Here is a 23,250-nt window from a genome sequence, read left to right on the forward strand (position 1 = left end):
TGATGTGCTTGAATAGCTCATCGATTGTTGTTACATTTTTAAAAGCGAATTGACTTCGCAAATATTGTTTGGGTTTGAATAAATTCAAACCGCCCTACACATATTTGGTTTGTCGAAACAATGTTCAGTTTTCAAAGGTCTACCTAAGTGATTACCAACGTAATCAGCTTAGTTATCATATCATGTTGCTGATGTGATGTCAACAAGAAGTTTGATTTAACAACGTTTCCCGCTGATATGCTGTCTTAAACGCGACAACTTAACCACTATACCATTTCTTTGACTTATCTGTCAACAAGTATTTTATAACTTTTAAATTGGTCTAGCTAAGCGTCTCACATGACAACGAATATAACTATACCAAGCCAGTGGGCCCCCGTCAATGAAAACTATGAATAAATGGTATCTTTTTTTCAAAAGCGAATGACCTTGGTTAACATCCCCAACTTGATACGGATAGACCGTGTGTTTCTTCATTTGGTTACGCCGATGGTTCGCCCGTGTTTTTCAGAGCCGGCAGGACCCCGACGATTAATCCCAGGACAATCAGGCCATTCACGAGACCACATAACAAAAATAGTAATGAAAAGGCCTGCGATGAGCCAATGATTAAACCGCCCATCACCGGACCCACTGCCTTACCTAATGAAGAAAAAGCGTTGACTAGTCCCTGGTACTTCCCCTCATTACCAACCGTGTAGGCATTAATCAGTGCAGGAACACCTGGGACATAGATGGCTTCGCCCAGCGTTAGCAACGTCATCGCCACAAATAGAACCAACACGCCCGTCGTACTACTTAATAGTAGAAATGAACAGCCAATGGCCCCCAATCCCAGGATAATCTGGGCCGGTAAAGTCTTGGTCCGACTGACTTTAGTCATGAGTGATTGCACCACAATTAAGAGCAAACCATTGTAGACCCACAGGTGACTGTACAGGCGAATGCCGAGGCCCTGATTCTGAATATAAACGGAAACGTTACTCATCCATTGGGCGTACGTCAGCCACATCAACGTCAAACTCAGCAAGATCACCCCAATCTGAAAGGGTCGCAACATTGCTGGCCGGCCCTGGGTCGCCGTAACCGCTGCGGTGGCCCCGGTTCCCCGAACAGGTTGAGCCAACCGGTCGGCGTATTTAAGCCACAGACCAATTGCCCCGCCGTAACACGCAATTAATAGAAAGAAGATGGGTTGGAGGCTATGGTGGAACAGCACCCCAATGCTAGCCGTCCCCACAACCAAGCCTAGGTTAATGAAGATATACAGCACGTTGAAGAGCCGACCACTGCCCCGACTGAGATGGGCCGCCAACGCCGTAATCAGGGTTAGCATCCCCCCGGTAAGCAGACCAAAGACGACCAGCACCAGCGGGTATGCCACCCGACCGTTCCAAAAGAGACCTGCCACCGCATCAACGACCAGACCGGTCAACAAGGCCAAACCCACGCGTTTAACCGGGAACCGGTCGGTCAATAGGCCCCCAAGATAGCCACCTAACACGTTGAATCCCGAATAAACCGCCAAGATCACGCCGCTAACGACCAGACTAAGGCCCAAGTTCTGATGTAAATAAATGGTTGTTAACGGCCACATCACGCTATACGCCGTGTTGACCAACAAGCCTAAGACCAGTAGTGGCCACAGCGAGCGCACCAGTTTCCACATTGCAATTCCTCCTTACGGTAACCATCAGTCTATCATGTTTCCACCGGGGTCCGAAACCACCACCGGCCGGAAAAATCAGACAAATTATATTAAACCGTTTTCATTTTGACCACCGGCTTCATTCACCGGTCGCGTTTTGGCTTTTTCCTTATTTAACGGGCAATTAGGCTTGCTTATTGACCGAAAATCAACTAAATTTAAGGGAGGTCTGGATTCAATAGAACTTTTGAATCAATACTTAATAGGAGGACACAACATGGGTAACAGCAAAAATAATAATGCCGCACCGACCGATCTGAATGATCAGATGCAGGTTCGTCGGGATAAAATGAACAAGCTACAAGAACAGGGCATCGCGCCTTTCGGTCACCGCTTCGATAGAACTGACGACAGTAAGTCGCTTACCGAAAAATACGATAAGTACGATAAAGAAGAGCTGATGGAAGACAAACATTATGTTGCTGTTGCGGGTCGGATTACCGGTAAGCGTGGCAGCGGCAAGGCCGGCTTCATCGATTTACTCGACAGAACCGGTGTCATCCAGGGTTACGCGCGTCAAGACGAATTGGGCGAAGACAAGTACGCCCTCTACAAGACGTTAGATTTAGGTGACTTCATCGGCGCCAAGGGTTACGTGATCAAGACGAACACCGGCGCCTTAACCTTACGTTTCACTGACTTTGAATTCTTATCCAAGGCTTTACGGCCACTGCCAGACAAGTATCACGGTCTGACTAATCCTGAAACGATCTACCGTCAACGTTACCTGGATTTAATCTCTAACCACGACAGCTTCGACCGTTTCGTTAAGGTCACGCAAATCAAGCGGGCCATTCGCGAATACTTAGACAATGCGGGTTACCTCGAAGTCGACACGCCAGTTCTCCAAACGGAAGCCGGTGGGGCTGAAGCACGGCCATTCGTGACCCATTCCAACGCCTTCGATATTCCGTTATACCTGCGAATCGCCACAGAACTTTACCTGAAGCGCCTGATCGTTGGTGGGATGGAAAAGGTATACGAACTGGGCAAGGACTTCCGGAATGAAGGGACCGACTTACGTCACAACCCCGAATTCAACATGGTCGAAGTCTACACGGCTTACGCCGACTACACCGACGTCATGGATTTGACGGAAAACATCTTCCGCTACGTGGCCAACAAGGTTAACGGCTCCGGTCAATTGACTTATCAAGGTAAGGCTATCGACCTGGACAGCGACTTCAAGCGGGTTCACATGGTGGATGCCGTCAAGGACGCAACCGGCATCGACTTCTGGCAACCAATGTCCGATGAAGACGCTCGGAAGTTAGCTGAAGACAACGGTATCCACTGCGAACCTTACTGGAAGGTCGGTCACATCATCAACGCCTTCTTTGAAGAAAAGGTTCAAGACACACTGGTTAACCCCACCTTTATCTACGGTCACCCGGTTGAAATTTCACCGCTGGCTAAGAAGAACCCTAAGGATCCTCGGTTCACCGACCGTTTCGAGCTTTATATCGACGGTAACGAATACGGCAATGCCTTTACCGAATTAAACGACCCAATCGACCAACGTCAACGGTTCGAAGCCCAAGACGCCGAACGGGCAGCCGGTAACGAAGAAGCCCACGGGATTGATTCCGACTACATCGAAGCGATGGAATACGGGATGCCGCCTACTGGTGGTCTGGGAATCGGTATCGATCGGATGACGATGCTGTTAACCGACTCCACTTCAATTCGTGACGTCATGCTCTTCCCAACAATGCGGCCAAACGACTAATCCGAAAAGAGGCAATTGCATGAGAGTAAATCAGTTGATTGCGCTTCTCCAAGAACACAACTTGTATCAAGGCACCACGCTAACCGATGACGAGGTTGCTTTTGACGGTCTGGCTTACGACTCGCGTCAGGTCACGGCCAACAGCCTCTTCGTCTGCAAGGGATTCAACTTCTCAGTCGATTACCTGCAACAAGCAATCGCCAGTGGCGCCAGCTGTTACTTGGCCGAAAAAGACTACCACCTAGACACCCCGGGGATCTTCGTTTCCGACGTGCGTAAGGCGCTGTCTTTAGCGGCCCAACTGTACTTTGGCTTTCCCCAAAACGACCTGTTCGTGATTGGCTACACCGGGACGAAGGGAAAGACCACCTCCACGTATTTCACGCGAAACATCCTGGAGCGGACCTTTCCCCATCAAGTGGCCATGTTCTCCACGATTAATCACATCTTGGGACCCAAGCCGCAGGACCAATTCAAGGCGCACCTCACCACGGCAGAATCCTTCGATATCTTCCGGGAAATGCGGGAGGCTGTGACGAATGGCCAAAAGGTGTTGGTCATGGAAGTGGCCTCGCAGGCCTATCTGTTGGACCGGGTTTACGGTTTAAAGTTCAATGTAGGCTTGTTCCTCAACATTACGCCGGATCACATTGGGATCAACGAGCATCCCAACTTCGCCAACTATCTCTTCTGCAAGATGCAGCTCATGATTAACTCGGACAACTGCATTATTGATGCGGACACCGATCATTTTGACGAGGTGCTAGCGGCGGCCAAGGTCTCCACGGCGCCCGACCACATCTTCACGTACGGCGTTAATCAGCCCGACGCGACCGTTTCACTGACCAGCGAAGCGGCCACGCTAACGGACAGCCAGTTTAGCCTGACCGTTAACCGAGACGCCGCGCGGTTCGCCGAATTAGCCACCACGTACAGCGTTTCCGTCCCCGGCGACTTCAACCAAAGCAACGCCACGGCGGCCATTCTTGCCAGTTCTCTGGCGGGTGCCCACGTGGCCGACATGCAATCCGGCCTCGCCAACACGACGATTCCGGGGCGGATGGAGGTCTTAACGACCAAGCAACACGGGACCGTCTACATTGACTACGCGCACGACTGGGGCAGCATGAACGCCCTGCTTCATTTCCTTCACGCCCAATTCCCCGATCACCAGATTAAGGTGGTTCTGGGGAGCACCGGCGACAAGGGTGAGGACCGGCGCGAAGGCTTTGCTAAGGCCCTCAACGACTACGCGAACGTCGCCTTCCTGACGACGGACGACCCGGGCCACGAAGACCCAGCGGCCATTGCCAAGGAAATTGATAGTCATATCGATCACACGAAAGTTAAAACAACACTGATTCTTCAACGGGAAGCGGCCATTCACCAGGCGATTGCTTCCGCCACTAATCACGATTTGGTTATCCTTGCCGGTAAGGGCCAGGACGCTTACCAAAAGATTAACGGTGTCGATACCCCTTACGCCACGGACCCTGTTGTGGCGCAGGAAGCCATCGACGATTTGGAAAATTAGGATAAAAAAACGACGGACAAATTTGTCCGTCGTTTTTTGTTCGTTTCATAAAGTTACCGTCTCTTACGACGATTCCGGCGCCGCTTCTGACTGTATTTCAAGTGCTTAGCGGGCCGCTTCTTGATCAGTTGTTGATCCGTTGTGAAAAGCGACCGCCCCATGGCCGGGTGCGCGTTCAGATAGTCTTGCGTGAAGGCATCCACGGCCGCATGGTCATTGGCATCTACACCGGCCCGACGCATCGCAGACGCCAGTTCCTCGTAGAAACTTTCCAGTTTAGGATTATACATGGTCACCAGCGCCTCGTGGTTCTTCGCCACCCAGACCAACAGCTGGTCGGCGTGCTTTAACTGATGTTGCTCATCCAGATAGCTGAACAACGTGGTCAAGGCAAAGGGCACCAGGTTAAAGAGCGCGGGCACACGGTCCGACTCGTCCAATAAGTGGGTAAATGGCCCGAACATGATGGACGACACGGCCGCAACGTCCCAATCGGCCGGTTGACATTGCTTGCCGGTAATCATGAGCTCCGCCGTCGTGTGAACGATCGTCACAAAGTGTTGCCGGTCCTGGTCACTTAAGTTCGTGACCTCCGGCTGGGTGCCCATATCCTGAAGCCAGGATTCGACCAGCGTCACCACGCCCTCATAGGCCGCTTGTGCCGCGGCGGCTTCCTCGTGTTTTTCAACTAACGCCGGCCGCGCTTGCTTGAGGGCCGCTAGCAGGTCCTTGACGTTCGGTGCCGCCTGCGCCTTGAAGTAGGCCGTCAAGACGGGGACGACGGCCACGTAATAAACGTGCGGCCGTTCGACCACGGTCGGTAAGGCGGCCAAGGTGCCGGTCAATTGTGAAACCGACCACGCACCGGTCCCGAGATCAACGGTCTGCCGCGTCTTATCCACGTCCGTCAAGATATCCGCCGCATACTTCTGTTGGTTGGCGGATAACCGAGCTAAATGCTCCGGGGTCAGGAACGCCTTGGGCGTCATTAGTTCGGCTGCTGTTTCAGTTTCTTCCATAACTACAATTCCCCTATCTGTTAGAATTCCACCTCTCATTATAAGCGATGACCGTCCGAATGGAAAATCAACCCCTAATATTAACACGCAGATCCGGATGCCTGAACGTTTTGTCATCAATTATCAACATCCAGTTACTAATAATAAAAATTAATAATTAGGTTGATGCTGCCAATTTGACTCGGATTTCTTTAAGAAAACGCGAAGTCTCTCGACCACCGCGGCTAAATTCAAGACAAATCAGTAAAAGTCGGTTATATTTAAGGTTCGGAGACTTTCGGAAAAAGGAGAACGACTTAACATGGCAGAAGAAGTTGTAATTGTTAGCGCAGCACGAACCCCCATCGGAAAATTTGGCCGGGGCTTACGGTCCATTTCGGCCGTCAAATTGGGGAGTATCGCTGCTCAGGCCGCCGTTACACGCAGCGGCCTCGATCCCGCCATGATTCAGCAAACCATCTTTGGTACGGTGCTCCAAGCCGGCCTGGGGCAAAACGTCGCGCGGCAAATCGAACTCAACGTGGGCCTACCCGAAACGAGTACGGCCATGACCATCAATCAGGTGTGCGGGTCCAGTCTCAAGGCCATTCGGCTGGGACAATCCGCCATCCTCATGGGCGATGCCGATGCCGTCCTGGTTGGCGGCACGGAGAGCATGAGCCAGGCGCCCTTCCTGAATCATCAGTCGCGATGGGGCCATAAGTTTGGCGACGTTACCCTGACGGACAGCCTGACGCGTGACGGCTTGACCGACGCCTTCACCAACGTTCCCATGGGCATCACTGCGGAAAATGTGGCGGAACGCTTCAACATCAGCCGCGAGGAACAGGACGCCTTTGCCCTGGCTTCCCAACAAAAAGCGGTTCAGGCCCAGCAACATTACCAATTCAATGATGAAATCGTACCCGTACCCGTGGGTGAGACACTCGTTACGCAAGACGAGGCCGTTCGGGCCAACACTTCTCTGGAAAAATTAGCAGCGTTACCCCCGGCCTTTCGCGAAGATGGCACCGTCACCGCCGGAAACGCCGCCGGGCTAAACGATGGGGCCGCCGCGATGGTGCTCATGCGTAAATCGGCCGCCCAAGCCGCCAACATCCCCTACTTAGCCACCTTAACGGGGTATCATGAAAACGGGATTGATCCCGACATCATGGGCTATGCCCCGGTATACGCCATTCAAGACGTCCTCGACCAACACCATTTACAAGTCAGCGACATCGATCGGTACGAGGTCAACGAGGCGTTCGCCGCCCAGTCGGTCGCCATCGCACGCGACCTGAAGTTGCCTAGTGACCGTCTGAACGTTAACGGTGGCAGCATTGCCTTGGGCCATCCGCTGGGGGCGTCCGGCACTCGAATCGTGGTAACCTTACTGCACGAACTCATCCATAGCGATAGCCACCGCGGATTAGCGGCCATGTGTATCGGCGGAGGGATGGGCATCGCCCTGCTCATCGAACGGAATTAGCCGTCCACAGCGACTCTTCTGGTATAATGACGACAACGACTCAGAAAAAGGAAGCGCGCCATGTTAACTACGGATTTTGACGTCAAACTAAAATTGATCATTCTGGCAGTAGTGGGACTCGTTGTCCTCACCGGGATTCTCGGCTACGTTTATCACCTCGATCACCGCTTCAACCGCCGACTCTTAGGCATACTAGCGGTCATGATCGTCCTGGTCTTCGTGCTGATTTCACTACTCATGATTCATCAATAATTAAAAAAAAGTCACCGCAATGGCAGTCGTCGTTGCGGTGATTTTTGCGTTAAACGTTAAGGGTCTTGCGCGGAACCGCCACCAGATCCCCGGTCATTAAGAGGTAGAGGTATTGGTTCGTGACCGGTTGGCCCGTCATCTGGGTCAAAGCGGCCGCGTACAGATTAACCTGCCCACTGTACCGGTCGATAATCTTAGCGGTACTTTGATCAACGGCCTGAGCGTTGACGTGATCGGTCTTGTAATCGAACAAGGTGATGCCGTCGGCCGTCTGCAAGTAACCATCCACAATCCCGTGGACCAGGACCTGTGAGTCGGCTTCCGTGAAATCTTGAAATAAACTCTTAGCCGGCATTAATAGTGAAAACGGGACTTCACGATGGACTTGGTCGGGGTGCGCCAAGATCTGCTGTCCCACCGGCGTATCAAAGAACCGAAGAATCAAATCGGCCCGAACACGGTCGGCCACCTCGTGCGTTAAGATGCGGTCGGCCACCAGGCGGTCAATCACCGCCTGAATCGAGGCCTGCGTTGGCGGAACCGTCACGTCCAGCTGTTGAAGAACCAAGTGCGTCGCCGTCCCAATCTCGGTGGGTAAGGGGGCGCGGACCGTTTGCAGAAATTCGGGCCGGGCAAAGTCATGCGTCACGAAACGCCGACCATGCTGGCCGTTGCCCACCGGCTGATACTCCCCGATGGCGGCGTTGTCCGGGTCTTCGAAGAGTCGTTTGGCTTCCGAGACGGACTGGTAAGCCGTGGTCTGGGTCGCTGCTTGATGCGGATAGCGAAAGTCCATAATCTGGTGAATTTGATCAACATCAATCTCGGCTGGTGGAACCGCGTCCGCCTGGGGCTGGTTGGCCTTAATCCAGTCGGCTGTAGTCGCTTGCGCCGTGGCTAGCGATTGAAGGTCGTGGGCCGAGACAAACCGCACGGAAAAATTAGCCGGATCGCCCGCTAGCGCAGAAAGCGCCTGCCCGGCCGGTTGATCCGTCTTAAACTTCGCGTCTCGAACCAGACACATCCCAATCCAATCGAGGTAATTGGCCACCGTTGACTTCTCGCGCAGGGTCGCGTTTAAGACGAGGTCGGGACTCTGAAAGGCCTGCTGCCAGGTGCTCAGGGCCTCTTCTTCGGTTTGATGCGACCCCACGATATAGATTCGCGACTCGGCCCGCGTCAAAGCCACGTACAGTTTTCGCATTTCCTCGGCGAGGCTGGCCCGCGAGATGGCCTGAGCCGTCACGAGTTTCTGCAGGCTGGGGGCCTTGATTCGGCTGGTCGTGTCCAGGTAGTCAATCCCAATCCCCTGCTTACCGCTCATCACGTAGCTGCCTTGTTGGTCCTGCCGGTTAAACTGCCGCGAGGCGTCCATCAGGAAAACGACTGGGAATTCCAGTCCCTTACTTCCGTGAATCGTCATGACGGAAACGGCATTTTCTGCAGCCTGAACCGGTGCGCCGGCCAAATCATCGTCGCGCTCCTGTAGGCGTTCGACGAACCGTAAAAATTGAAAGAGGCCTTTGAAACTACTGTGTTCGTAGCCTTGGGCGCGTTCGTACAGGGCGTGCAAGTTCGCCTGCCGCTGTTCACCAGCCGGCATGCCACCCACGTAGTCCAGAAAGCCCGTGTCCTGATAGATGCGCCAAATCAGGGTAACCAATTGGTTTTGCCGAGCAATGTCTCTAAAGGTCGTCAATTGTTCCAGGAAGTGCCCCACCTTGTCGTAGAGCACCTGCTGGAAGTCACTGGCATTGTCCGGCGAATAACTCTGCTGGAAGTGCAGTAACGCTTGGTAGTAGTCGCCCGTTCGTTGATTGATGCGTAGGGCCGCGAGTTGATTCTCGTCAAGTCCGACGATTGGCGAACGCAAAACGGCCGCTAAGGGAATGTCCTGATAGGGGTTATCGATAATTTTCAACAGCGCCATCATAATCTGAATTTCGGTGGTCTTGAAATAGCTTTGCGCATCGTTAACCACAACCGGGATGCCCAGTCGCCGCAACTCATCCGTAATGATAAGGTTATTGGTTCGCGTGGGCGTCAATAAGGTGATATCGCCATAGCGAATTGGCCGAACCTGCCGCGCATCACGGTCATAGATTGGCGTTTGCGCGGCAATTAAATCCTGAATCTTTTGACCCGCCACCAATACCTCACCCTGATGTTTATTGTCCACCTGAAAACGTTCGTTCATGGCTTCTTGGTCCGGATCGTCCGACGCCAAATCGGCGGAACCGTCCGTCTCGTCATCCGTCAAGTACACCAGCAATTCGGCGGTACTGGTCACGTCATCGGGATAGTACGTGGCCCCAAATTTCAGTTGGGCGGCTCCCGTGTAGTCAATCTCTCCCAGCTGCCGATCCATGAGTTGCTTGAAGATCAGATTGGTAAAGTCATCGACATTTTTCATGGACCGGAAGTTCTCGGCCAAGACAATGAGTTCGCCGGACTGTGGGTCCACCGTATAGCGATCCGTCTTGTCCATGAACAGCGTGGGATCGGCCTGACGGAAGCGATAGATCGACTGCTTCACATCCCCCACCATGAAGAGATTTCCGGCCGGCGCCGGTTGAGCAATGGCCGTTAGAATCGCTTCCTGCAAGCCGTTGGTGTCCTGATACTCATCGACCATAATCTCGGCGTATTGCTGGCGGAGTTGCGCGGCAACCTGACGGGACTGGTCCGTATCCTGCGTTAAAATGGCGAGCGCCGCGTGCTCAACGTCGGCAAAGTCGAGGACGTGACGGCGCTGCTTCTCGGCGGCGTAGGCTTGCCGGAATTGCTTGACCACCCGGGCCAGTTCACCGACTAATTTACCAGACTGTTTAATCGTGGTCATGGCGGCCTGCTCCGATTGAATCAGATAGCTCTTCTTCAGCGCGTCTAATTGCTTGCGGGCTGGGTCATAGTAGGTCGTCTTGAGGCGATTGTAAACGGGATAGTCCGCATTGTTCTTACGCACGCTGGGCATCCGCCCCCAATTAAAGTCACTGACGGCCGCTCTAAGCGCGTTCCAACTGCCATGGTCGACGAGTTCTAAGACCGCGTCTAGTGCGCTGACAAGCGGCTTTAAATGGTCAGATTGCTTGGTTAAGTTCGCTTGCTTGGCTAATTGCTGGGCACTGGTCAAATCGGCTTTGATTTGCTGCAGTTGCTCTGTGAACAGCGGTTGGAGTTGTTCGCGATAAAACGTGGTCCCCGTGAGGGCCTGGCTATCCAGCTGATAGGGTCGGGGCAAGTTATCCAACCAAGCATCCGGGTCGGCGGTCGCGTTGGCAAAGGTATTCGTCCGTTGAACCAGCTCGGCTAACCCATCATCCCCCCGATCACCGGAGAAGTTTTCCGTCAGCTGGGCAAATAAACTAGGTGCCCCGGCGGCCAACAGTTCTCCCTTGGCCGGGGCTTGCTCACCTTGGGCATAGAGGTCTTCGCGGACGTCCGCCCAGACCTCATCGCGTAGGAGTCCGTTCTCCGTTTCATCGGCTAATAGACGAAAGACCGGGTCAAAGTCAATCACGTAATAGTAATGCTGCAAAATCCGCAGACAAAAGGCATCCAGCGTACTAATATCGGCCACGGGTAATTGATTCAGTTGCCGCAAGTAAAATTGCTGCTGGTCGCTATCCCCCTGACTATGGGCCAATTCCTGACGGAGCGCGGTCTGAATCCGGTCTCGCATCTCGGCGGCGGCCGCCTTGGTGAAGGTCACGATGAGCACTTCATCAATCCCGGTCCCCGCCTTGAGCTTCTCAATCACCCGCTGAACCAGTACCCGGGTCTTACCGGAACCGGCCGAGGCTGAGACCAATAAATTGTTGCCAGCATCATGGATGGCTTGATCCTGACTAGGGGTAAAACTAAATTTCGTGCTCATGAGGGTCCTCCTTTGCGAGTTCCTTTTTAATTCGGGCCATGACATCGTCCTTCTTGAGGGGTGCTAAGTCCCGGTAGTTGTTTTCCGTTAGTAGCGGATCGAATTGCATAATTGATTTGTACGGCGAGAATTGCAGGGCGGTCTTGTTCTGCTCCCGCGTGGGTGCCAAGTCCACCTTCCCATCGAAGATTTCGTTAGCCGCCCGCTTAATGAGGCCTTCCGTATGCTGGAGCAGGAGATTCAGCTCCGTTGGATTGACCAGCATTTTACTATACGAGGTGTAGTTGCCCTTAACGCCCCGGCGTAATCCGCAGAAGAGTAAGGAACTCCCGTGATAATCCGGCGTAGCAAAGAGCGAGTCTAAATTGGCGAGGAGATCGGGATCGTCCAGTAAAAGTCCCTGATACTGTTCGGCCTTCAGTAAGGCCAGCATCGGATCCTCGTCTAAGACATCCGCCGCTCGTAAGATTGGGTTTTGTAAATGCAAGTACACGGCTCCCGCCAACTCCGCCTGGTGGGGATCGAGTGACGAATCGGCCAGGAGTTCCGGCAAGTTCTTCTTAACCGCGTCCAAGTACGTCAGCATTTGCATGGCTTGACCATAGTAGGCGTCTTGATAACTAAATTTATGCTCCGAGCTCTTGTAGTCCACGATACCCAGATAGGCCTTGTTCTGGTCCTTGAGTTGCAGGGCATCCAGTCGATCGATTCGCCCCCGAACGGTCACTTGATGCTGATGCCCTAGATCAAAGGATAAGGGCGCCAGGCCATGCGGATCACCCAGGCCAAATTTCAATTCCATCTGCTTAGGCCGGAGTTGCGTGCGGCTACTCTGTTCGCGTAACGTCTTGGCCATTTGACGCATGGTTTTGATGAGTTGCGCGCGGATATACCGCATACGTGCGGAACGCTCTAACACAGCAAATTGTGGATTGACCGTCGTGTCTAAGACCTGACCCACCGCGTCGTCCGTCAGCTCGCGTAACTGTTGGTCGTCAAAGTCGGCGAGATTGAGTTGCTCAGCCTTTACCCGATTCATCAAACGCTCCAACGTGGCGTGGAAGAATTCCCCCGTGCTGGCCGGCGAAAGGTCAAAGACCTCTCGTTCCTGCAAGCGGAGACCGTACTTTAGGAAATAGGCGTACGGATTAGCATAGTACTCCTCCAGCTTGGAAATCGAGGTGCTGATTTTTTGTCCATAGAGTTGGATCACCGTATCCTTGGTGAGTTGCGTTGGCACGTTCTTGTAGGCCAAACTCCCCATGAGTTTAGCTGTCAATTGACCGTAATTCGGGTCTTGCCGCAAGGTTCGCCAAATGTAGAGCCACGGCTTAGACAGCGCCACGTTCCGAAGTTGCCCGTCATGACTGGCCTGCACCAAGTGGCGTAGCGTGGTTCGACGTGTCCCCACAAACGGCAAGATGGCCGTGTCTTCGGCCGTTGGGGTCGCCGCTGCTTGGATCACGGGTAGGTTAAAATGCTGGCGAATCCGCTCAACATACGGCGAAATTTGGAGGCCATTATGGTTATCATCGCTAGTGGCAGGATAGCTAAAAATCAAGCGCTCACCGCCACTTAAAAAGGCTAAGTAATTGAGGTAGGGTTCCCCAGCCAACTGGGTCGCCGCATCGTCGCGTAAGTAGCTATTCTCATCTACCGCCTGGAGCTGTTCACTGAGGTCCTGGCGGTCATTATCGGCCAGTAGACTCGTGGGAATCTGGTCGTCGGGCATGTCATCGGCGGTGGCGCCCATCAGAAAGGTAATCTTGCGGTTGTTGGCCTGCACAATCCCACTTTCCGTAATCGTGACCTGGTCCAAGGTAGACGGAATCTGACTGAATTTAGCGCCCTCAAAGCCCGACTGGAGTAACGCTTGGAAATCCGCTAGTTTAAAGGCCATGTCACCCAAGATGCTGTGGCACTCGTCCAACGTTTGACAGAAGGTCGCCCAAGTCTGTTCCGGTTGCCCCGCACGCATCAGATCACCGGCGGCAATCGCCTGATCCCGCCAAGCCATCAGTTGCGCGCTAACACCGGCGCGGTCCAAGAATTGATACAGAACGGTGGCCGCGTCCGTATAGGTCTTAGCGGCCTTTAACCGGGAAAAGAATGGCGGCAACGTTTCCTTCACAAAGTGACGAATGAGATTGATTTGTTGGGTAATCTGGTCATTGTGCGTGGTCTGAATCTCATCATCCCCCGCCGAGAAACGCAGATAAACCCAGTCGTCCTTTTGCGTCCACCAATGCTGGCCTTCGAAGCCATTTTTTAAGACAAAGTTTTCGGTCAGGGCCAACGCTTGGCGATAGGCATTTAATGCCATCGGCTCCCCGTTTTCGTCCTTAGGTAATAGTAGTTCCGACTTTAAAACGCGAAAGACATCGGCATAGCGATAGTCTCGGCGATTAACATCGAAGAGCGCGTTGATCAACTCCACGAAGGGGTGGTCGGCCATCTGGACATCCGCATCGTCAAAGTAGGGAATCTCCTGCGCCTTGAAGATGGGGTCAATGACCGTTTGATAATGATCCAGGTGCCGCGCCATCACGAGGAAGTCTTGATAACGGTATTGACCACTGGCGACGAGTTGGCGAATCTGCGTGGCGACGCGAGAAACTTCCACGTAACGATTGGTGGCCTGGACAATCTGAATATGCGTTGGCACCTGCTTGGCCGGCTGCGGTTGCGGCGATAAGGTATTGGACGCCTGCCAGAAATCATCCAACGCGATTAAATCGGCCGAGACCCGGGGCGCCTGGGCCCGCTGGTCAACGCCCACGGGAATCCCGGCCGCGCGGGCAATGCTGTACAACTGATGATACAGTTTGCCCGACTGGAAGAAGAGGCTCGTGGCCTCGGGCACGGTTTGCGGATAGCCCTTATCCAGATTCAGGGCGACCGTCACGCTGGCCGAGCGTTCAATCAAGGCGGCCGTTAATTTCCGCTCCTGCGCGCTTAATTGTGAAAAACCTTCCAGATAAAAATGAGCATGGCTTAAGTCCACCTGCCGATCCAAAAAATCGGCCAGCTGATTCAGGAGGTCCGTGTTTTCCACGTACTTGCCCAGCATCTGTTGCTCGAAGGCCTCGTAAATCACCATTAAGTCGTGAAGCTTGGCCTGGAGATCGGCATTCGTGGTGGACAGCTTCTCAATCGCCGCCAACAGGTCTGCGGCCGTCACTTGTCCCACCTTTAATTCCGAGAGCTGAGCCGTCAGCTGACTGACAAAGCCCGGACGGTCCACTTCCCCACGGAAAATGGTTAACTCATCGGCATGACTCTGAACAATTTGATAAATTAACATGTTCAAGCCGGCCGTAGAAATACGCGGCACCTGATAGATTGGCTCGTTTTTCATGAAGAACCAAGCCAAACGGGTAAAGGAAAAAATCTGGACCCGCGTCTGCGCAAATAACGCCTGATCCGGTGCCACTTGGGCCTTCAGTGCCGTCAATACATCGACTTCAGTCTCAAACTTAATATGGTTGGGAACGATGTAGTAGCACTGGTCCGTAGGTTGGGCTGTCATCTGGTGGGCCATTGCCGTCACCATTGGTGTTCGGTGGTCACGCCCGGCACTTCCCAGAATAAATTGTAAACTCATATGCCGACCTCCTAATGTCGCTAATTATGGCTAGTCTATCACAGGACCGTCATCTTATTTTGGCTGATCCGAGCCGTTAATCGCTGCTAGTCGTTTTAGTCAAAACGACTGCTCTAGTTCATTGTAACTTGATTATATTTTAGCATAGATTCCAGTGAAAGCGAACATATGTTTGCTACAAATTTACTTGTATTAGCAGACTTATCCCACAGAATAGTCGCCAACTGCCAGTGAGCGTGCTACACTTAGATTTAACATTAAAAATCAATGAGAAAGTGGGCTGTCTAATTTATGGAAGATCGCGAAAAGATTCAAATTCTCCAACATTTAATTCAAATTAACTCGGTTAACGGCAATGAAGCCGCGGTCGCCGACTACATCCAAAAGTTGTTTACCGAACACGGAATCACCGCTAAACAAATCCCCTACGCCGAGGGTCGTAGCAATCTAGTTGCCGAAATCGGGGATGCCTCATCCGACAAGGTCTTCTCGTTGTCCGGACACCTCGACACCGTGGCTACGGGTGACCCCACTGATTGGGAATTCGACCCCTTTGCCGCCCACATTGAGGGAAACCGCCTCTACGGTCGGGGCAGCGCCGACATGAAGAGTGGCTTAGCCGGCATGGTCATTACCTTTCTCAACCTCGCCGACCAGCAAACGGCCTTGCACGGGCGCCTGCGCTTCATCGGTACGGTTGGCGAAGAAAATGGCGCCATGGGGTCACGGATGCTGACCGAACAAGGTTTGGCCGACGATCTGAGTGCCATGGTCATCGGGGAACCGACCGGTGGGAACATCGTCTACGCCCACAACGGCTCGCTCAACTACCACGTATACTCGCAAGGCCGAGGCGCTCACAGTTCCATGCCGGAAAAGGGCATCAATGCCGTCACCAATTTAGCCAAATACATCACGGCCGAAGCCACTGCCTTTGACGATGCTCCGGTCAGTCCTGAACTGGGGCCCTTGGTCCACAGTGTGACCGTCTTCAACGGTGGTGAACAGGTCAATAGCATTCCCGCCAAGGCCGAGCTCCAAGGCAACATTCGACCAATTCCGGAATTCGACAACGCCGCGGTCATCCAGCGGCTAAATGAAATTGTCGACCAACTCAACACACAAAAGGACCAGCACCTGACCCTTCACGTGGACTACAGCTTTAAGCCGATCATTAGCCGGCAGGACTCCCCACTCGTCCAATTAACCAAACGGATTGCCGACCACGAATTCAACCGGGAAACGCAGCTACAGGTGATTCACGGCGCAACGGACGCGTCCGAATTTACCAAGTCCACCAACGACTTTCCCGTCATCGTCTACGGCGCCGGGGAGTGGAGCGAGGCCCACGCGACCAATGAATTTGTCGATCTTGATCAATTTATTCACGTTCAACACGTGTACCAACAACTCGCTCAAGAATTTTTAGCCTAAATAAAATGATTGGTTCTGCGATTACTCGTGGAGCCAATCATTTTTTTCATTATTTGCCGGCCGTTCGATAGTCGTGCACGCCAAAATACTGAAGCCCTGGCAAGGCCTGATTATTCAGCAACTGACTGACCGTCACTAGCTTGTAGCCCTTGGCCTTCAAGCGTTTAATGATGGTCGGCACCGCGGCGACCGATTGTGAGTGGATATCGTGCATTAAAATAATGTCGCCACCACGTGTATCCTTCATCACTTCATTAATATCTTTGTTCTTATTCAGGTAAGCCCAGTCGCGCGAGTCTACCGACCAACGCACGATTGGTTGTTCAATCGACCGGCCCTCAGCCGCCGTAATATTGCCATATGGTGGACGCACGTACTGTGGCAAGGTGCCTGTGGCCTGATAAATGGCCCGGTTGGTGCGGGTTACCTGGCTCACCGTTTTGGCTGTGCCAATGCTGTTAAAATTCGGGTGATTCCAAGAATGGTTGCCGACCTCATTGCCCCCAGCCAAAACGGCCCGGGTCACCTGCGGATAGCGACTGACGTTTTGCCCCGTTTCGAAGAAGGTGGCGTGCACCTTATACTTCTTCAAGGTCTTCAATAGACGCGGTGTCAGCGTCTTATCCGGCCCGTCATCGAAGGTCAGGGCCACCATTTTATTGGTCTTAACGGCCTTGGTGCGGTTAGCCTTAGGTAAGTAACGATTTAAAATTTTTCCCTTGAGCTGCGAATACGGAATCGTAATCTGCTTAACTTTAAAACTATTTGCCAGCAGATTCATCCGTAAGCCTTGTGGCGTCAAAGTGGCCTTCTTGGTCATATGTTTAGGTAACTTCACCCGGTAAACGGCGGCTACTTTACTGCTCTTCGCGTGCGTTTGCTTTAGAATCTGTTGCCGTGCGGCCTGTCGAATCGCGGCCAGACGGTGCGTGTTTTTATTCGTCAATTGACCGAACGTCACGGTCTTGTTGGTCGTCTTGGCTTGTGCCGGCAAACCGCCAATGCCTAGGACCAGTAACGTTACGGCCGCCAGTAAGCCAACATAAACCCATCGTTTGTGTTTCATCATAATCCCTCCTCAAATAAGACTCCCCTGAAACTACCTTAATTTTACCAGCTGTCACGGGAAATGAATCGTAAAACGTCTTACAAATTTGGTAATTAAAAAGCAGCGCAACGCGAACGTTGAACTGCCTAGTTTTCACCATCATCTGGCGGATTAATTGCTTGTTTATTTTCCTTCAGAACCTCGTTGGTATAGTATTCCAAATCGGCTAAGACGGATTCGTCAGTCGACTGCTGAGCCGCCATATTTTCCGCGACCGCCCACCGAGCCAGCGTATCAGAAATAGGCACAATGTCTTGGATGATCGCCATATCGGAGTCCGCGGCGTGTTGTTCTTGAATTGCCCGAAAACTCTCAATATCCGTAATCAATCGCAACACTTTTCCCGTCTTCCGCTCAACGGACTGAAAGATGACGAAATGAGCGCGCTGATTAGCTTCATCCATGCGCTCACGAATCGCCTGTAATTGCTGATCGTCTATATTTAATGCCAATGCTTTCACCCCACTGACCTTATTCTAACAAACTATTGCTCACAACAGGCACTATTTTATGGGGAAACGGCAAACTTTGCGAAAGATTTAGCAAATCGCTAAGGATTGGTAGTCGTAGCCCCCCTGCGTCAACAGCTGGGTGGCGACGGTCGCAACTGTTTCACGTGAAACAGTTCCCGCCGGTACGGCCGCGCCCTCCGTTAAGATCTTGGCTTCGCTTGCTGGCGTAGCCGTCATCGTCACCGGTCGTAAAATGGTGTATGGAAATTCCGCTTCGTCCACCAACTTAGCCGCGTACCGCTGTTGGTTGAGGTATTCTTTCACGTCGGTAATGTTCGGATAAGACAATTCGCCCGTCACCTCGTGGTCCACCCCGGCCGTACTCAACATGACAAAGCGGGTCAGCGTCAATTGCTGATGGTACTGCGCATCAAACAGGGCCTCAAAAGCCAGGTCGACATCCATCCCCGTCAAAGCTGAAAAAACAACGGGCTGATCCTGCAAGGCCGCCGTGTACGTGGCCTCCTGAGTCAAGTCACCCGTCAGTTCCGTCACTTGTGCGGCCAATTCGGTCGGTAGAGTCTCGTCTGCGGCATGTAAAACCCGAATCGTTCCGGCCGCCTGTGCCAATAGCCGTTGAGCCACTAACTGACCGACCGGATTGGCGCCAATAATTAAGTAAGTTGTCATCTCGCTGTCGCTCCTTTTCCTTGCCTCCCAGTGTACCAGAAAGTCCGGGGCAACTGCGCATTTCCGATCAAACTTTCGGCGAGAATCTCCCCTTTTCATCGTAAAATTCGGTATAATGAACGCGTAATGAATCCGGTACCAACAGCCATTTATTAGGAGGTTAATGATGACACATACTCAGGTAACGATTGGTAAAACTGACGTGACGGCCACCCCGTTGGGACTCGGAACCAATGCGGTGGGCGGCTATAATCTCTTTCCGAACTTAAAAGATGAAGATGGCCTCAATCTGGTCAAGGCCGGCTTGAATCATGGAATTAAACTGCTGGACACGGCCTTCGTCTACGGCCTCGGCCATTCCGAAGAGCTGGTGGGCCAAGCCATGCACGACTTTGACCGGCACAGCTTTGCCCTAGCCACCAAGGGCGCTCAGGACTTTTCCACGGGTGAACAGGTCATCAACAACGATCCCGCCTTCCTGACGCAGCAGGTCGAAGCGAGTCTGAAACGACTCAACACCGATTACCTCGATATTTACTACATTCATTTTCCAGATAAACAGACGCCCAAAGCCGAAGCCGTGGGTGCCCTGCAACGCCTACGCGAGCAAGGAAAGATTCGGGCGATCGGCGTATCCAACTTTAGTCTGGCCCAGGTCAAAGAGGCTAATGCGGACGGCTACGTTGACGTGGTCGAGGACGAATTTAGCCTGCTTCACCGCGATCACGAAGCAGACCTCATGCCTTACCTAAAGGACCACCAGATTAGCTTCGTGCCGTACTTCCCACTGGCTTCCGGACTGCTCACCGGTAAATACGATCGGGACGTCACCTTCCCGGCCGATGATATTCGTAGCCAGATCAGCGACTTCCAGGAACCCCGTTACAGTCAAGCCCTGCAGGCCATCGCACAAATTAAACCGATTGCGGCGGCTCATGACGCCACGGTGGCCCAAACGGTCCTCGCCTGGTACATGCACGATCCTCTCGTCAGCGTCGTCATTCCCGGGGCCAAGCGAGCCAGTCAGGTCGAAGCCAACGCCCAAGCCCTGGACGTCACGTTGAGCGAAGCGGACTACCAGACGATTGATTCGGCCTTTGCCACCTTCAAAGCCACGGCTAATGGGAAATCCCTCGCCGATCCGGATTAAGTTTTGATTTTCATCATCTAAGAAATAAAAGAAGATATCCGTCAATTGGATATCTTCTTTTATTCACGAACTTTCATTTTATAATTTTATTTGTAATTCGTGATTGCAATCATCTAAAATTCATGGTAAGCTCTTTTAGTAGTGATTTGAGAGAGAAACCCGAACAATATTCTCGAACGTTCGGGTCTACTATGTTTAAGGGAGCGCATACGATGCAGAGAATTGCCAAATTTTTTCAGTTTGAGGAATTAGGGACAAATTATAAAACAGAAATTTTAGCCGGGATTACGACCTTCGTTTCGATGGCCTACATCCTGTTCGTGAATCCACAGGTTTTAGGCGCTTCCGGCATCAGCCAGGGGGCGGTCTTCACCGCCACGGCCTTTGCTTCCGCCTTCGGTTGTGCCTTGATGGGAATTTTAGCTAACTATCCCATCGCCATTTCCGCCAGTCTCGGGATCAACGCCTTCTTCGCTTACTCCGTGGTTATTGGCATGAAGGTGCCTTGGCAAACGGCCTTAGCGGGCGTCTTCGTTGCCTCGATTCTCTTTATGATTTTGACGGCCTTCAAGTTACGAGAAAAGGTCGTAGACGCCATTCCTCGCGACTTAAAGATGGCCATTAGCGCCGGTATTGGGCTGTTTATCGCCTTTATCGGTCTGAGCCAAGGCGGGCTAGTTACCGCCGACAAGTCAACGGTCGTTACCCTTGGGTCCTTACAAGTCGGGAGCACCTGGCTCACCATCTTCGGCCTATTGGTTACGTTAATTCTGATGAGTGCCAAGGTTCCCGGTGCCATCTTTATCGGCATGGTTGCCAACTCCGTATTGGGTTTAATCACCGGTTTGATTCCCATGCCCGCACACATCGTTGCCGGTATTCCTAGCATCAGCTCCACGTTCATGGTCGGGCTGACCCACGTGGGAAGCATTAACTCCTTACAATTAATCGTTGTGGTCCTAACCTTCCTGTTGGTCACGTTCTTCGACACGACCGGGACGTTGGTCGGGCTGGCCGAACAAGCCGGTTTGGTCAAGAACAACAAGATTCCGCGAATCGGTAAGGCACTGATGGCCGATTCCACCACGATGGTGGCCGGTTCTTTACTGGGAACCTCACCCATGGGCGCCTTCGTGGAATCTTCCGCGGGGATCGCTGTGGGAGGCCGTTCCGGTTTCACCGCGATTGTAACGGCTGTTCTCTTCGTCTTGGGAGCCTTCTTCTCCCCCTTGCTGGCCGTGGTCACCAATCAGGTTACCGCACCAGCCCTGATCATCGTGGGTGTCCTGATGGCTCAATCCTTAAAGAACATTCACTGGGAAAAGTTCGAGGTTGCCGCACCGGCCTTCCTCATCGTCTTGGGGATGCCGCTGACTTACAGCATCTCGGATGGGATTGCCCTGGGCTTTATCACGTACCCGCTGACCATGATTGCCGCCAAGCGTGGCAAGGAAGTTGGACCCATGATGTACGGCTTAGCGGTCGTCTTCATCCTCTTCTTGTGGATCTTAAACGCCGATTAATCCTAATTAAAAAAGCGTGCTGACCATCGCCTTCATGGGATGTCAGCACGCTTTTTACTTTATCCGCACCCACTCTTGATAGACGGCCGGTTGTAGTACCGCCGCCATAATCATGGTCGTGACGGTAGCCAATTCCGCCGGCGTATCCGCATACAAGCCGGCACGAACCCCTTGGGCAAAATGAAATACCGGTCGTGTGAGAAAGTACCGATGGAAATTTAAGTCAACCGACCGCAATATCTGCCGTTCTACGCCCGTACGTAACAACCGCTGAATCTGTTGATTGGCTGGGTCGTTGGCCTTCATCGACAATTTAGCCTTCAGCTGCCCATCATCCAGTAACAACTGAATCACCGTCACGAATTCCGGTTGGTCCAGCGCAAACCGATAGATTCCCTGAATACTGGCCGTAAGCTGATCAATCACCGCCATCTCTGTTTTTAATGACGCTGTAGCCGCCACGCTTTCTGCGTGAACCGCCAACCGAAAAACCGCCAGCAAGAGTGCCTGCTTATTTTTAAAATAAATATAGAGATTTGATTGCGGAATTCCCGCTTGCTTAGCAACTTTGGTGGTTGAAAATCCCGCCAATCCAACCGTAGCCAACACGTGAACCGCTGCCTGTAAAAGCCGATCGTACTTCTGCTCATCTTTAACCTTCATCTGTTGCAACCTCCCCGTGTCTTTTTATTCAGTTTACCAGTTGACAAAGTATAAGTCTATCTCTTATAATGAACTCACTTAAAAGATAGACTTATACTTTATGAAAGAAGATCAGCACATGAAAATTATCTTAACTGGTTCGCTGGGCCACATTAGCCGTCCATTGGCGCAAAAATTAATTGCCATCGGTCACACCGTTACCGTCATTAGTCACACCGCCGCGCGAGCCGACGAAATCACCGCACTCGGCGCCACTCCAGCAATTGGTCGTATCGATGATCTGGACTTTCTGACCGCGACATTTACCGGGGCAGATGCTGTCTACCTTATGATTACCAATGCTACCGGCGGACAAGGTGACCTCTTTACAGCTGGAAAGCGTCAAGCCACCACCTACGCCAACGCCGTAAAAGCGGCTGGTGTCCAGCGCGTCGTTAATCTCAGCAGCGTCGGCGCCAACCTCGGTCCTGAAGTAGGGGCGCTACACATCTACAACGTGATTGAAGGGGTCTTGACCCAGGAGCTCCCAGGAGTCAACCTCACTTTTCTCCGACCAACCGGTATGTTCTACAATCTCTTCGGTAGTCTTCAGAGCATCAAGCGCGATCACGTCATTTATACCAACAACAGCTTAACCAAGCGTGGGTCATGGGTCGCTCCCGCTGACATTGTCCCCATCGCGACACAAGCACTAACTGCCCCACAACCTGGCGTGACTAGCCAATATATTGCCAGCGATGAGCGAAGTTATACCGAAATTGCCAGTATTTTAGGTCAGGCACTGGCGCTCCCCGACTTGAAGGCCGTTCAGATTGACGATGCCACCATGACCCGCAACCTAATTGCCGGTGGCATGCCAGCAGCCTTCACGACGCAGTATGTCAAAATGCTGGCTTACGAGCGGGAACATGATTTTTATGCCGACTATCGCGCACACCACCCTCAACTGGGGCCAACTAAATTAACCGATTTTGCGGTAACCTTTGCCCAGGCTTATCGCCAAGCCTAGCTGATCACCGGCTAGGCCGTAACCAAC

General features: G+C 52.5%; 16 protein-coding genes. 8 read left to right on the top strand and 8 right to left on the bottom strand.

Translation table 11 applies throughout. The annotated features are described in order from the left end of the window. Positions 1-481: 481 nt before the first annotated feature. The gene (locus V8I28_RS04980; protein WP_341779021.1) at positions 482-1,669 is read right to left on the bottom strand and encodes an MFS transporter; all 1,188 of its coding nucleotides are present in this window, start codon (positions 1,667-1,669) and stop codon (positions 482-484) included. 256 nt (positions 1,670-1,925) lie between these two features. Here V8I28_RS04980 and lysS point away from each other — a divergent pair, with 256 nt between their 5' ends. Next, a complete protein-coding gene (lysS, locus tag V8I28_RS04985) occupies positions 1,926-3,437 on the top strand; it encodes a lysine--tRNA ligase (protein ID WP_341779022.1) in 1,512 nt (503 codons plus the stop codon). Between the two features lie 19 nt (positions 3,438-3,456). Then, a complete protein-coding gene (locus V8I28_RS04990; protein WP_341779023.1) occupies positions 3,457-4,971 on the top strand; it encodes a UDP-N-acetylmuramoyl-L-alanyl-D-glutamate--2,6-diaminopimelate ligase in 1,515 nt (504 codons plus the stop codon). 53 nt (positions 4,972-5,024) lie between these two features. Here the strand turns inward: V8I28_RS04990 and V8I28_RS04995 are convergent, their stop codons facing one another. Next, entirely contained in the window at positions 5,025-5,990 is a 966-nt protein-coding gene (locus tag V8I28_RS04995; protein WP_341779024.1) for a hypothetical protein, read from the bottom strand. 301 nt (positions 5,991-6,291) lie between these two features. On the opposite strand from V8I28_RS04995, the gene V8I28_RS05000 reads away from it, so the two are divergent. Next, a complete protein-coding gene (locus V8I28_RS05000) occupies positions 6,292-7,461 on the top strand; it encodes a thiolase family protein (RefSeq protein WP_341779025.1) in 1,170 nt (389 codons plus the stop codon). A 60-nt stretch (positions 7,462-7,521) separates the two neighbouring features. Next, complete coding sequence (locus V8I28_RS05005) at positions 7,522-7,713, top strand: hypothetical protein (protein ID WP_341779026.1); 192 nt, start codon at positions 7,522-7,524, stop codon at positions 7,711-7,713. A 49-nt stretch (positions 7,714-7,762) separates the two neighbouring features. Here the strand turns inward: V8I28_RS05005 and addA are convergent, their stop codons facing one another. Further along, positions 7,763-11,590: a helicase-exonuclease AddAB subunit AddA gene (addA, locus tag V8I28_RS05010; RefSeq protein ID WP_341779027.1), complete on the bottom strand. Its 3,828-nt coding sequence runs from the start codon at positions 11,588-11,590 to the stop codon at positions 7,763-7,765. Continuing rightward, a complete protein-coding gene (locus tag V8I28_RS05015) occupies positions 11,574-15,194 on the bottom strand; it encodes a PD-(D/E)XK nuclease family protein (RefSeq protein WP_341779028.1) in 3,621 nt (1,206 codons plus the stop codon). Before V8I28_RS05015 ends, addA begins: the two co-directional genes overlap by 17 nt. A gap of 291 nt (positions 15,195-15,485) precedes the next feature. On the opposite strand from V8I28_RS05015, the gene V8I28_RS05020 reads away from it, so the two are divergent. Continuing rightward, positions 15,486-16,628: an ArgE/DapE family deacylase gene (locus tag V8I28_RS05020; protein ID WP_341779029.1), complete on the top strand. Its 1,143-nt coding sequence runs from the start codon at positions 15,486-15,488 to the stop codon at positions 16,626-16,628. 49 nt (positions 16,629-16,677) lie between these two features. Here V8I28_RS05020 and V8I28_RS05025 read toward each other — a convergent pair whose 3' ends face one another. The 3 genes from V8I28_RS05025 to V8I28_RS05035 all read right to left on the bottom strand — a co-directional run bounded on the left by V8I28_RS05025 (position 16,678) and on the right by V8I28_RS05035 (position 18,878). Continuing rightward, positions 16,678-17,694, bottom strand: coding sequence for a polysaccharide deacetylase family protein (locus V8I28_RS05025; protein ID WP_341779030.1), 1,017 nt, complete (start codon positions 17,692-17,694; stop codon positions 16,678-16,680). Between the two features lie 128 nt (positions 17,695-17,822). Beyond that, positions 17,823-18,197: a hypothetical protein gene (locus tag V8I28_RS05030; protein WP_341779031.1), complete on the bottom strand. Its 375-nt coding sequence runs from the start codon at positions 18,195-18,197 to the stop codon at positions 17,823-17,825. Between the two features lie 78 nt (positions 18,198-18,275). After that, a complete protein-coding gene (locus tag V8I28_RS05035) occupies positions 18,276-18,878 on the bottom strand; it encodes an NAD(P)-binding oxidoreductase (protein ID WP_341779032.1) in 603 nt (200 codons plus the stop codon). Between the two features lie 166 nt (positions 18,879-19,044). Between V8I28_RS05035 and V8I28_RS05040 the strand changes: the two genes are divergently transcribed. Both V8I28_RS05040 and V8I28_RS05045 read left to right on the top strand, forming a co-directional pair. After that, entirely contained in the window at positions 19,045-20,028 is a 984-nt protein-coding gene (locus tag V8I28_RS05040) for an aldo/keto reductase (RefSeq protein ID WP_341779033.1), read from the top strand. Positions 20,029-20,240: 212 nt separating this feature from the next. Further along, positions 20,241-21,551, top strand: a complete 1,311-nt coding sequence (locus V8I28_RS05045) for an NCS2 family permease (RefSeq protein ID WP_341779034.1) — start codon at positions 20,241-20,243, stop codon at positions 21,549-21,551. A 54-nt stretch (positions 21,552-21,605) separates the two neighbouring features. Here the strand turns inward: V8I28_RS05045 and V8I28_RS05050 are convergent, their stop codons facing one another. Further along, positions 21,606-22,214 carry a TetR/AcrR family transcriptional regulator gene (locus tag V8I28_RS05050; protein ID WP_341779035.1) on the bottom strand — a complete coding sequence of 203 codons (609 nt, stop codon included), beginning with the start codon at positions 22,212-22,214 and terminating at the stop codon, positions 21,606-21,608. 118 nt (positions 22,215-22,332) lie between these two features. On the opposite strand from V8I28_RS05050, the gene V8I28_RS05055 reads away from it, so the two are divergent. Next, positions 22,333-23,223, top strand: a complete 891-nt coding sequence (locus V8I28_RS05055; protein ID WP_341779036.1) for an NAD(P)H-binding protein — start codon at positions 22,333-22,335, stop codon at positions 23,221-23,223. Positions 23,224-23,250 lie beyond the last annotated feature (27 nt).

The sequence above is a fragment of the Levilactobacillus sp. HBUAS70063 genome, from assembly GCF_038374745.1.
In the GTDB taxonomy this organism is placed as follows: domain Bacteria; phylum Bacillota; class Bacilli; order Lactobacillales; family Lactobacillaceae; genus Levilactobacillus.